At 59.7% G+C, this 12081-nt stretch carries 11 protein-coding genes and 1 pseudogene; 3 read left to right on the top strand and 9 right to left on the bottom strand.

The features are described 5' to 3' along the window. Positions 1-354: 354 nt before the first annotated feature. Complete coding sequence (locus NKH91_RS22590) at positions 355-675, bottom strand: ABC transporter ATP-binding protein (protein ID WP_023718503.1); 321 nt, start codon at positions 673-675, stop codon at positions 355-357. Between the two features lie 390 nt (positions 676-1065). Between NKH91_RS22590 and NKH91_RS22595 the strand changes: the two genes are divergently transcribed. After that, on the top strand, positions 1066-1722 hold the full coding sequence (locus NKH91_RS22595; protein ID WP_352483670.1) for a Crp/Fnr family transcriptional regulator: 657 nt from the start codon (positions 1066-1068) through the stop codon (positions 1720-1722). 476 nt (positions 1723-2198) lie between these two features. Here NKH91_RS22595 and NKH91_RS22600 read toward each other — a convergent pair whose 3' ends face one another. From NKH91_RS22600 to NKH91_RS22620, 5 genes are all read right to left on the bottom strand, one after another. Continuing rightward, positions 2199-2375 carry a DUF982 domain-containing protein gene (locus NKH91_RS22600; protein ID WP_023718504.1) on the bottom strand — a complete coding sequence of 59 codons (177 nt, stop codon included), beginning with the start codon at positions 2373-2375 and terminating at the stop codon, positions 2199-2201. Between the two features lie 391 nt (positions 2376-2766). Next, positions 2767-3876, bottom strand: a complete 1110-nt coding sequence (locus NKH91_RS22605; RefSeq protein ID WP_023718505.1) for a LacI family DNA-binding transcriptional regulator — start codon at positions 3874-3876, stop codon at positions 2767-2769. A gap of 109 nt (positions 3877-3985) precedes the next feature. Further along, positions 3986-5515, bottom strand: a complete 1530-nt coding sequence (locus NKH91_RS22610; RefSeq protein ID WP_023718506.1) for an amino acid ABC transporter permease/ATP-binding protein — start codon at positions 5513-5515, stop codon at positions 3986-3988. 76 nt (positions 5516-5591) lie between these two features. After that, entirely contained in the window at positions 5592-6428 is an 837-nt protein-coding gene (locus NKH91_RS22615) for an ABC transporter substrate-binding protein (protein WP_352483671.1), read from the bottom strand. Positions 6429-6588: 160 nt separating this feature from the next. Next, positions 6589-7455, bottom strand: a complete 867-nt coding sequence (locus NKH91_RS22620; RefSeq protein WP_023718508.1) for a PfkB family carbohydrate kinase — start codon at positions 7453-7455, stop codon at positions 6589-6591. Between the two features lie 101 nt (positions 7456-7556). On the opposite strand from NKH91_RS22620, the gene NKH91_RS22625 reads away from it, so the two are divergent. Together NKH91_RS22625 and NKH91_RS22630 are read left to right on the top strand one after the other, a co-directional pair. After that, entirely contained in the window at positions 7557-8558 is a 1002-nt protein-coding gene (locus NKH91_RS22625; RefSeq protein ID WP_023718509.1) for an SIS domain-containing protein, read from the top strand. Positions 8559-8622: 64 nt separating this feature from the next. Continuing rightward, complete coding sequence (locus NKH91_RS22630; RefSeq protein ID WP_352483672.1) at positions 8623-9750, top strand: NAD(P)/FAD-dependent oxidoreductase; 1128 nt, start codon at positions 8623-8625, stop codon at positions 9748-9750. Between the two features lie 187 nt (positions 9751-9937). Here the strand turns inward: NKH91_RS22630 and NKH91_RS22635 are convergent, their stop codons facing one another. The 3 genes and pseudogenes from NKH91_RS22635 to NKH91_RS22645 form a co-directional block, all read right to left on the bottom strand. Next, complete coding sequence (locus NKH91_RS22635; protein ID WP_352483673.1) at positions 9938-10375, bottom strand: TA system VapC family ribonuclease toxin; 438 nt, start codon at positions 10373-10375, stop codon at positions 9938-9940. Next, on the bottom strand, positions 10372-10599 hold the full coding sequence (locus tag NKH91_RS22640; protein WP_023718512.1) for a ribbon-helix-helix domain-containing protein: 228 nt from the start codon (positions 10597-10599) through the stop codon (positions 10372-10374). The genes NKH91_RS22635 and NKH91_RS22640 overlap by 4 nt, the downstream gene beginning before the upstream one ends. 329 nt (positions 10600-10928) lie before the next feature. Continuing rightward, positions 10929-11903 (bottom strand): annotated as a pseudogene (locus NKH91_RS22645) (zinc-binding alcohol dehydrogenase family protein). Positions 11904-12081 lie beyond the last annotated feature (178 nt).

A 12081-nucleotide genomic window follows, 5' to 3' on the forward strand; every position in this document is an offset into this window, starting at 1 on the left:
CTGACCGAATTTGGCGCACGGGTGCCCGGAACGACGCCAGGACATCAACTCGCGCGGCGGATTGATACTCATTCTCGTGACATAGGGGGATTTTATAGCAAAGCGCGGACACCGGCGGCAACCTCGGCCAAGTCGTCATTGAGCTGGTGGTTGCGGCCGTCGAGCCGATGCAGGAGCGCGCTGGGTATCGCTGCTGATAGAGATCAATATGCGCAAAAGCGCAAGTTCGTCCCTGCTGCCGTGATGGCTTTTTCGTGGGCGAGAACCATCAAAATTTCTGGCATTGTTCCGAAGGCCGACCGCGAGGCTGTAAGGCGTGGCGATATGGAAGACACGCAACGCTCCGCCCGACGATCACATCCTCCGGCTGGCCAGCAGCCTTGTGAGCCAGTTCGGATCCATTTCCGGCACGGAGGATAAAAGCCGCTCGGTATAGGGGCCGTGCGGCGGCGTGAGAATTTCGCTCTTTAATGCCCGCTCAACGACTTTACCTTGGTGCACCCCAATTTCGTCGGCGATCGCCCGCACGGTGGCAATGTCATGGGTGATGAAAATGCAGCTCATGCCGAGTTCGCGCTGAAGCCGCATTAAGAGCTTGAGGATTTCCTCTTGCACAATCTGGTCGAGCGCGGACGTGATTTCGTCGCAGATGATGAGTTCCGGATCGGCGGCCAACGCCCGGGCGCAAACGCGCTGCTTCTGACCCCCCCGACAGTTCGGCCGGCAGACGATCCAGGTAAGTTTCGCTCATCTCGACCATGTGCATGCGTTCGCCGATCCCCCGATCCCACAACCAAGCCGTACTACTGCGCGGCAAGGTGATTGGCGGTTCGGAGCCTGTTGCCGGACCTTAACCCGGAGACTTAACCGCCCTTGTACACCCTAAGTTAAACGCAGTTTACCAAACAGACGAGGACAGTAGGCAAACCCGCCCCTAGGGTAAGAGGTCGTTCTGTCGATTTATCCGGGAGATACTATTGTCAGTCGTGTGGAAACAGAAGCAAACTTGCGATTCTCCATGCAGACACTATTGCAGTTCATGTGCTCTCATCCCATAGGGGGACGTTGTCGAAGAATGAGTGGGGGAACAACAATTTTCTCGGTGTTACCGCAAAAATCTATAAACCCCATTCGGTGATATGCCGGCAGGAGGACGACAACAGTGAGATATTCATTGTAAAATCGGGCTGGGGCATACTTTATCAGGCACTGCCGGACGGAGAGCGGCAGATCATAGACACTCCCCTCAAAGGGGATGTCGTCGGTTTCCGTGGCTTGGACGGACCCCGTCTTGCGTCGCTGGCGTCCATAACCGAACTAGCTGTTTATGAAATTTCCAGTAAGGAACTGGTCGAGGCCATCCTGTCGGACGGCCGAATCGGGAAGAAGATCGCCTGTTCGCTGGCGCGCCTGAACGCCATCCTTGCCGAACATCTGACAAATACCGGGCGACGGAACGCGATGAGGCGTACCGCCCATTTCCTGCTGGAGTTGGAAGAGAGGCTCTCCATGGTTGAGCTGTCGGTTGATGGAAGATATGAGTGTCCTCTTGCCCAGCATGAACTGGCCGACATCCTCGGAATGACCACGGTTCACGTCAACCGAACGTTAAGGGAGCTGCGCAAGGCCGATCTCGTCTCTTTCAAGTCAGGCCATGTAGAGGTGATCAACCGCAAGAAGCTGGTCGAAACAGCCGGATTCGACAGCGAGTATCTCAGGTAGCGGCTATATCTCTTTGAACGCCAGCGCATGGACACCAAAATGAAGACGGTCGTTCCGTCGCCGGAACAGTTCGAGACGACATTTACGGAGGGCTGGTCGTGCGCGGGACGCCTGACGTCTCGACGACAGCGGTATGCGGCTCGAGGCGGTCGACGGTTGGGCTGAGCGGAACGCAACCCAGCTCGTGCCGAGCAAAGCAAAGTGTGCGAAGGGAGATCATCATGACCCGACGGCAACACTTGTGAATCGGCGTGCAAAATTCGACGCCGATTTTGCACGCCGATTCACAGGCCGAAGCCTCCCAGACCGAGGACCGGGCGGTATGGGCTGCGAGAGGCTTGGCGGCGAAACACGCTGGCGTCATTGCCGTGGTCGCGCGATGCTAACCCTGCATTAGGCGAATACGGCGAGCCGACGACATTGTTCGTCAGCCGCGACGTGCCTGATATGGAATGAGCTTCCTTCGGAGACAAGAGCTACGGCGGCAGTAGCTTTCCCTCCTCTTTGGCGGCCTCAAGGAACGCTCTGCGAACCACATCGGGCTTCACCTGATCGATCATTGCATCCATGCAGAGTTGCACCGCGCTATGCCACTTAGGGCCGCGCTTGCTCCACTTCAGGAGCTGCTCAGCGGCCCTTCGACGTTGCTGCATTGGTAGATGACGCCGGGACGGCCGGTCTTTACGGGAATCGACGGTGAAAACCAATGGAGCGACATTTGTACATAAGCCTTATCTAAACTAAGAGTTCCGTCAGCCACGCCCCGGTTCGAGCCAAGGATCGGAAAACCGGCTATGGCCCAGCCCCGCGCAGCCCCTTCTGGCTGGCCATATCGGGGTAGGGACGCAGCGTAGACATCTATTTTAGGATGCATTGCCAACTCAGAGATGATCATTGCGGTGATGCGAGCCGCTTGGCTAAAGCCGTCGTGGCAACGCTGATGCAGCGGGGCCGGTGATGACGGTTGTAGTCTCGCGTCTCGGCCGCGGTGCGTTTCTCAGAGCCCCTTAGAGACTGCCCCAGCCATAGACCGTTGCGGCCGGGTCAGACGGCCTCGCGGTTGAGATGAACTGCAATTGAATTGCGCTCCACCAAGCGGGCCGCAAGGACACGGTGCTCGAAAGGTAACGTGGCCTCCGCCAACCTCTTCAAGAGAAGCTCCGCTGCCGCCGCTCCAATCAAATGTGCCGGCTGCGCGATGGCTGTGATACCCTGGGTCACGAACTGCATCCAGTCGAGATCGTCGAAGCAGAGCAGCGAAACGTCTCCTGGAATCGCAAGCTTCAATGCGGAAATGGCCTCCAGAACCCCTGTCGACATCACACCATCGGCCGTAAACAGAGCGGACGGTGCATTGCGCATTGTCAGCAGATCGAGCGCCTCCTTGCGGGCTGCCTCGCTAGAATAGACCGCCACGCGACGGATCAACTGCGGATCCGGCGTAATGCCCGCGGCGCGATGGGCTTCGAGATAACCCAATAGTCTCTGCCAGCTTGGATGATGGTAGCGAAGATCAGCGCTGGAGAGATCAACGTTTGCCACAAACGAGCCAACATCGTCGCGTTGGCCCGGCCCGAGTTCCGCCAATATTCCGATGCGGCTGTGTCCGGCCGCTATCATCGCCGCGATGCTGCTATGCGTTACAGAAACGTTGTCGACCACGACTGAATCGGTTTCCAGGCCCGCCACCATGCGGTCGAACTGCACGACGGGACAGCGAGCCGCGACTGCTTCACGAAGATGATCCGGCTCGTCCACGAAGGTCGATGAGACAATTAAACCGTCGACCTGCTTTTCCAGCAGCAGTTGCACCGCCTCTTGCTCGAGTTCGGCATTTTCATCACTGTTCGTAACGATAACCCCGAAGCCGCCACGGCGCGCGACATCCCCTATTCCGCGCAGCACGCTGGCGTAGAATGGGCTTTCGATGTCGCCAACCACAACGCCGATAGTCTGCGTTTTACCGGTGATCAGACCTTTGGCAAGGCGATTGGGGCGGTAGCCCAGCTCAGCTGCTGCGGCCCGCACCTTCTCCTGAACCTCGGGGCTGCTGTAGCCGTAGTCACCAAGAACACGCCCGGCCGTGGCGGAACTCACCCCGGCCCGGCGAGCGACCTCTATGATAGTTGCGTTTTTGGGTAATCTTTGAGTCACTCGGCAAACCTACCGCCCATGCGCGCGTTGTGCCGGCGACCTAGCGGCAGTTAAGCCCGCCCCGCAAGGCCGAACACCGGAACAGCCGCCGTTGCGCACACCATTGCAATCACAGCACCTCGGACAAAAAGCGCCCAAGACGCGGGCTTTGCGGGTTATCAAATAGGTCCTCTGGTCGGCCTGCCTCGACAATTCGCCCCTCGTCCATGAATACGACCTGGTTCGCGACCTTGCGGGCGAAATTCATCTCGTGTGTTACGACCACCATCGTCATCCCGCCCCGACCGAGATCGGCCATCAAGTTCAGGACGCCTTTGACCAATTCCGGATCGAGCGCGCTGGTGACCTCGTCGAACAGCATAATCTCGGGTTCGAGGGCCAGGGCGCGCGCGATGGCCACCCGCTGCTGTTGCCCGCCCGAGAGATTGGCCGGCCGATGGTCCTTACGCTCCAGCAGTCCGACTTCATTCAGCCTCGCCAAGGCCGCGCCCTCAGCCTCCTCGCGCGACATGCGTTTAACTTTGCGAAGCGCCAAGGTGATGTTGGCGAGCGCGCTGCGGTCGGGGAACAGATTGAACTGCTGGAAAACCATGCCGACGCGCCGCCGGAGTTGGTCAGGGGTCTGTTTGTAGATGCTTTCGCCATCGAGCAGAATGTCACCGGCTCGACACTCTACGAGGCGGTTGAGGCAACGCAGCAAGGTCGACTTGCCCGAGCCGGATGGACCGATGAGGCAGGTGACGGTCCCCGGCTCCACTTTCAGACTGACGTCATGGAGGACCTGGACGGCGCCATAGGCCATGTCGATATTCTTGACCTCAATACCGCCACCCTTGAAGCGTGTGGGCTCTGCTGCAGGCAACGTCGCTGTGCCCGGCACGCCCGCTTCGGCAAGCTCGGCGACTTCCTTGAGGCCACTTTGCACAGCGGTGATACGTTTGCCGACGCGCATGCGCGCGTCGATGTAATTGACGAGGTGGGTTAGCGGCACCGTGATCACGAGATAGAACACGCCGGCCAGCAACAGCGGCGACAAGTTGCCGGTCAGCACGGCTTGGTCCTGGCCGACGCGGAACAGTTCGCGTTCGGAGGCGAGCAGACCAAGGAAATAGACCAGGCTGGAGTCCTTTACGTTGCCGATGAACTGGTTGACCAGTGCGGGCAGGACGCGGCGGATGCCTTGCGGGATCACCACCAAGCGCATGCCTTGGCCATAGGTCATGCCGAGAGTGCGGGTGGCGTCGATCTGACCACGCTCGACGCTCTGAATGCCGGCGCGGAAAATCTCCCCGATATAGGCGCCGGCGATCAGGCTGAGCGCCAGAATGCCCAGCGGATAAGGCGATGGACCGAACAGATCTCGGCCCAATCGCGCGAAGCCTTGGCCAATGATTAGGATTGTGACGATGGCAGGAAGCCCGCGGAAGATATCGGTGTAGACTCGGGCAAGGAGTTTCAGCGGCCGGTTCTCGGAAATCCCCATCACGGCGAGTACGATACCGATCAGCGTCCCGAAAAACGTCGAGGCAAGGGCCAGGATCAGGGTGTTCTTGAGGCCGACCATCACCATGTTCGGCAGAACTTCTGCCATCGCCTGGAAATCAAGAAAGCTGCGGGCGAAGTTGTCGAACCAGCTCATATCAAGTCCATCTATAACTCGGCCGGGCACCGTTGCTCACGGGCCCGGCCGGAAACGCTAACGAATACGCGCGAATTTACTTCTTTGGCAGATATTGATCCGGCATCGGGGTACCCGGGAACCATTTCTCGTGAAGCCGTTTCCAGGTGCCATCGTCCATGGCCTCTCGCAATGCCTTGTTGAGCGCTTCTCGGAAGGCGTCGTTGCCCTTCTTGACCACGAAACCGGCTGGCGCATCGAAGGACGGCACGTTCATTGTTATCTTCAGGTTCTTATAGCGCTCCACATACTGCTTGGCCGACTCATAGTCAGTGAAATGCCCATCGATCGTCCCGTTGTTCAGCGCCGCCACGGCAGTGTTGTTGTCCGGGAATTTGACGATGTCGCCCTTCAGATTCTTCTCGGCATAGATTTCCTGCAACGTCCCCTGGATCACGCCAATGCGCTTTCCGGCGGTGCTCTCATTGCTCGTCAGAGCCGGATCAGGCGAAATGATCGACAGGTAGCCAGCGAGATAGCCGTCGCCAAAATCCACGGTCTTCTTGCGCTCCGCGGTCGTGCCAATGGCGGCGACAGCGACGTCGAAGCGACCGTTGGCGACAGAGGGCAGCAGGGCCGAGAATTCCTGACCGGTGAAAACGACCTGCTCCTCCTTGAACCCGAGCCGGCGCGCTACGTCGCGGAAGAGTTCAGCGTCGAAACCGGTGAAGTTGCCGTTGGCGTCGGTGAAGACATAGGGTTTCGCATCGCCCATGGTTCCGACGCTGATCACCGTCGGGTCGATGAGGTTGTAGGGGTTGTCGGCCGCTTTTGCCTGCGTTGATGCGGCCAACGTGCCAAGTCCTGTCACCAGCGCGATCGTCAGCGCCAGACCGGATTTCACAAATTGGCGCCTGCTCGAATTCGTTTGCATGTCTTCTCCTCTTACGATTGGCCGAAGTCGGCCTGCGGTCCCACTCGACGACCCATCCATCAAAACGCTCTTTCATGGCGTTGGTTAGATGAATGAGAACGTTATCACTTTGACTAGCATTGTCCATTTCTCGCGTCAATTGCTCAGTTGAATTCCCCAACTAGACGGTTCTCTCGTCTTGAATGCGCCGAGCTCCGCGGAGGACCTCCGGCGTGATCTTTCCTAGATCAATTGCTGCCGCATAGCCGATCGCCCCGTAGTACCGGCAGGTAGCAGCCGCCGCCTCCGCGGCTTGGCTAAGAATGTCCTGAGGCGCCTCTTTCTTAAGCAGGCCGAATAGCGTTCTTGCGATGAAGGTGTCGCCCGCGCCCAGGGTGTCGACGGGTTCGACCAACCGCGCCGGGGTTCGGTAAGAGACGGTGTCGCCGTGAAGCACCGCGCCGGCCCGACCGCGAGTCACAAGAACCCACCTTGAACCAAATGCGAGCAATTCGGCTGCGATTGCGGCCAATTCCTTGTCGTCGAGACCGTCACCCGAGACACAAGCCAGATAGCAATAGGGCCCAATCTCGCGTCGGTGTCCCGGTTCCCGGCGGGTGGAAAAATCATAAGACAACAGTGACTTACTTGATACAGCGGCAACCCACGGGTCCAAACCGCTGGACTGGCCGATGTGGACGGCCTGAAAACCCGAGAGAAAATCCAGATCTTCTTGCGTCGGCGTGAACACCGAAACTCCGAGATCGAAGTCCAGGAAAATCCGATCGGCGTTGCGGTGACCTATGAGGCAGTAGGCGGTCGGCCCTTCAAGGCGCCGCAATCGGGTGATGTCCACGCGGTCGGACTTGAGTGCGGCGTGGATCAAGTCCCCTGCCCGGTCTTTGCCGATCGCCCCAACATAGGCCGACTGCCCGCCGAAGCGGCTGACATACACCGAGACATTGAGGCAATTTCCGCCAGGATACATCTCGCCGCGAGCGAGATAACAATCGACCACGTTGTCGCCCATCGCGGCAATCTTGACCATCGCAGGACTTTCAGTTTAAAGGGTGTGATAACGTTCGCACAATGGCCCGCCATTGTCAATTGTGCGCCGGCCCAAGCTCTGTCAACGAGAAGAGGAACCTAATGATTTTCGCCCTCCCCGCCGACGTTGAACGCGCCCTGGCCGCTACGGCGGGCAGGCAGTTTTCGCATCTATTCCTCGTGGCGTGCGGCGGCTCGCTCTCGATCATGATGGCAGGCAAATACTTTGTCGACCGTCACAGCGGCACATTCGCCTGCGATATCTACAACGCGGATGAGTTCGTCTGCCGAGATCCGCGACGGTTGGGACCTGACGCGCTCGTCGTCCTTTGCTCGCAGACAGGCACCACCCAGGAGACCGTGCGAGCGGCCAATCATGCAAAGGATCAAGGCGCGACGACAATCGGCATGACGCTCGACCAGATATCGCCCCTCGCGCAGGCGGTCGACCACGCAGTCGCCTACCAGGCCTCCTACACGACGGGCAAACCGATCGATGCAGCCCGCAGCAACTACGGCGTGCTCTACATGTTGCTCGCCGGCCTAATCGATGCTCGGGAGGATGCCGGGCTGACCGCCGATCTGCTGATGAGCCTGAGCCATCTTCAGCCGGCGATCGAACGTGCGCACCGGACCTATGCCGACCGGTTTAAGGCCTTCGTACCCCGTTTCGCGCCGCGCAAAGCGATCTACACACTGGCCAGCGGTGCAAGCTACGGTGCGGCGTATTCCTACGCCATCTGCGTGTTGATGGAGATGCAGTGGTACGACTCGCAAGCCATACACGCCAACGAGTTCTTTCACGGCCCGTTCGAGGTGGTGGACCGGGATACTTGCTTCGTGGTCTTGATGGGTTTGGACGAGACGAGGCACCTTACGGAACGCGCTCGCGATTTCCTTTTCAAGCACGGCAGCCGGGAAAACATCCTGGTGCTCGATGGAGCGGAACTCGACCTCAGCGGTATGTCCGAACACATCAAACCCTATCTCGTGCCCTTGGTCTTCTTCGACACTCTATGGCGTTTTGCCTATACGCTGGCTGGTCTGCGCGGCCAGCCGATGCTCGAGGGCCGGCGCTACATGAAGAAGCTCACGGACTACTAGTTCCGCCGCGCTCTGCAGCCATCCAACAACTCCCAGCCCGGCTTCTGCGTAGAAGGATTTTTCTATGACTGCATCCCCAAAACCGCGCCAAGTCGTCGTCATCGGCGCTGGCATCTTCGGCATCTCTTCCGCGCTGCACCTCGCTCGTCTTGGCTTTGATGTAACCATTGTCAACGACGGCGCGCCGGCCAACGGTGCATCCGGCCGTTCACTTTCCTGGCTGAACTCAGCGCGACGTGCTGACACTGCTTACCACCGCTTGAGGCTTGCGGGCATCGACCGTTATCGGACCCTGGCGGCCACAAGGCCGGAAACGGCGTCGTGGCTTCGCTTTGACGGCGGCCTCACCTGGGATGCGGATGATGGGACGAACCAGATCGCCTCCATCTGCCAGCTGGAGCAGGATATTGGTTATGACGCGCTTCTGCTCGGCCCTGCCGAAGTCGGCGCAGTGACGCCCGGTGTCAACGCCAGCGCAATCACCCCGCAGGGTGCCATCTTCAATCCTGGCGAAGGATGGGTTGACCTGCCCTGCCTGATCGATCTGCTGCTCAATGAGTTCCGCTCCCGCGGCGGCAAGCTCGTCCAGAACGCCGGACGCGTGCGGATAGATGCCACAGGTGGTCGCGCGCGTGGCGTCGTCACTGCCGACGGTGTGCCGTTAAAGGCGGATGCAGTGGTCCTTGCCGTTGGGCCAGCGACGCCTGCCATGCTTGCGGAGATCGGAGTTCGTGTCCCCGACGCCACGCCGATTTCACTCCTCTTGAAAACCAAGCCGATCAAGACCGAGCTCCGTGCCGTGCTGAATACGCCGCGCGTGGCGGTGCGCCCGACGCCGGATGGCGAACTTGTTTTGGATTCGGCGTGGTCGGAGGAAGAAGTCGTGGTCAACTCTGATGGAACTTACACCGTGCACGACAAGACCGTCAAAGGACTGCTCGACGAGGCTAGTGCGGTGCTCGAGGGCAATCGGCGGCTCCAACTCGCTACCTATGCAGTTGGCCCGAAGCCCATCCCGGGCGACGGCGAGCCAGTGCTTGGCTCCGTCGAGACCGTCGCCGGGCTTCACGTCGCCTTTAGCCACAGCGGCGCCACGCTTGGATTGATCGTCGGCGAATTGCTTGCCAAAGAAATCGCCTCAGGCAATCCGCATCCCATGCTTGCAACGTTTCGCGCTAGTCGATTCAGCTGAAAGGGCAATTGCGGCAAGGCCGAACTGTCCAAGCGCGGACGCTCAAGGGAGAAGATGAATGCCCCGCAAACTATGGCCAGATAGCCGCTCGCGATCCACTGGAGTGCGCTGAGCGCGACAAGTTGCGCAAGCCTCAATTCAAAGCCAAGAAGATCGAAAGGCAGACTGCACCGAAGAGCCCGGCGGTCTACCTTGTGTGAATTAGGTGCAGTGCAGACTTCCCGCCCTTCACGGGCGCCGCTGACAGCTTGCGGTCAAAGCTGGCAAGTTGGCCGCCTCGCGCCTTGGCGAGCGCGAGAAGGTACGTATCCGTGACCTGTGCCGAAGTCAGGATTTTCGCTGCATCGATGTCGCCGGAGCCAACCAGGCTCACATCGTCGGGCCAGAAGCTGTGCCCGTGCAGAGCCCGCAACTTGGTAACGATTTGCGCAACGATGGCGGGCGAGCCGGGAGAATTAGGATATCTTTGGTTCCCGACGATGCGCAGGACGCCGTTTTCGGTGATCGGACAAGTAGCCCATGCCGCGTTGCCCGTCTCTTCGAACCAGCCATGCGCGTCGCCATAGGCGACGTGACCAGGATCGATCAGTGCGATCAGCACATTGACACCGAGCAGGAAGGTCAAGGCAGTTCGTTTCGCAAGGCGTTGACCGTCTCAAGCGTGACAGGAGGTGCATGCGGCCGAGGCGACAGAAGAGGAATCCCGTTGCGCTCGCCGCCAGCTTGAGGCCGGCGCAGCGAGCGCCGGGCGAGATCGCTAATGACCTCGCCGAGGCTACGACCCTGCTGCCGGGCCATGGCCCTGGCCGCGACCAGGACGTCGTCATCAATCGCCAGTGTGGTTCTCATATCACTCTCCTGACGCGCATCAAACATCACGCATGATGTGGACTAGCTACGTCGGACACTCAAGCGGTGCGAATACCCGGCGGATTTGCGTGGAACACGTTTTGCCGGAAAGATCGTCGCTCCGCGGCTTCAACCTTTATGCGACGAAAACTGCGCCCGCGGTAATCAGCGAAACGCCAAGCCAGTTCGGCAGGGACAATTGTTATCTGAGGAAAACCGCACGGAATACCGTGTCAAGCGCGACGCTTAGCGTGGCGTCACCGAGCAACTCGCCCTCCCACAATGCAGCACCAGGGCTGCGATGACATGTCTTGATCGTGTTGCTGAAGTCAGCCAGATCCTACGTCGATAACGGCCTTGATCAGACCGGACTTCTGCTGCGCCCAGATTGCGATGTCGCGTGGGCTGTCGCGCAGGGTGGTGCGGTGGGTGACAAGCTGGTCGATTGGTATTTTTCCAGCGCGGATCGAGGCAATGACGTGCTGGAAATCGCTACGAGTCGCGTTGCGACTGCCGATCAGCATCATTTCCCGTTTGTGGAACTCTGGATCGGAGAAAGTTATGTCGTCCGGCACGACGCTGACCATCACCATGACGCCGCCATGAGCAACATAGGCAAGGCAGACTGCATCGAACGGCTGTTTCCCGTTGCGTCGAAGACGACGTCGAAACCTGCTCCCGCAGTTCGCGCCGCTATCGTTTCGATGATCGAAGGTCAGCCGCTCGGTATCGACGTCCATGACGGTCACGTTCTGTTGCGCGATTCGCGCAAAAAGCGCCGTGCCGAGGCCGATCGGCCCGGCGCCGATAACCAAGGTGCGAATGCCCGGCCCCGCCATGCATCTGCGGACTGCGTGGGCACCGATGGCCAGAAACTCGACCGTGGCCGCCTCCACCAGTGACAGGCCGGCCGCTGGAATCAAGTTTTGCGCCGGCACGAGAATCTGCTCACTCATGGCACCGTCACGGTGCACGCCAAGCACCTCGATCGACATGCAGCAGTTAGGCTTGCCCTGGCGGCAGGCGGCACAATGTCCGCAGGCAAGAAAGGGATTGACGAGGATTTGCTCTCCGACCGACAGGTCCACGGGCGCGTTGATTGCCGCGATTGTTCCCGAAACCTCATGGCCCATGATGCGCAGATAGGCGAGATAAGGATGCCTGCCCTCGAAGATGTGGTAGTCGGTTTCGCATATCCCGACAAAGGCGACATTGACCAGTGCCCAGCCTTCGGGCGGAGCGTCTGGTGCCTGCTGCTCCTCAAACACCAGTCTGCCGGGCTCGGAGCATCGCACGACTTTGATGGTGGGATCCATGACGGCAATTCCCCCCTTGCTAAGCTGGAGTCCGGCAACAGGAAGTGGGGGGGCGGGGGCAGAACCCCCGGCCCGGGGGGGGGACGCGGAAACCCTTAAGTTGTGGAAGCGCCCCCCGCCCGGGGCCGGGGGCACAAAGGGACGCCCCGCGGTCACCCCCCTGGGC

It is taken from the genome of Mesorhizobium sp. M0894 (assembly GCF_040319725.1).
Classification (GTDB): Bacteria; Pseudomonadota; Alphaproteobacteria; order Rhizobiales; family Rhizobiaceae; genus Mesorhizobium.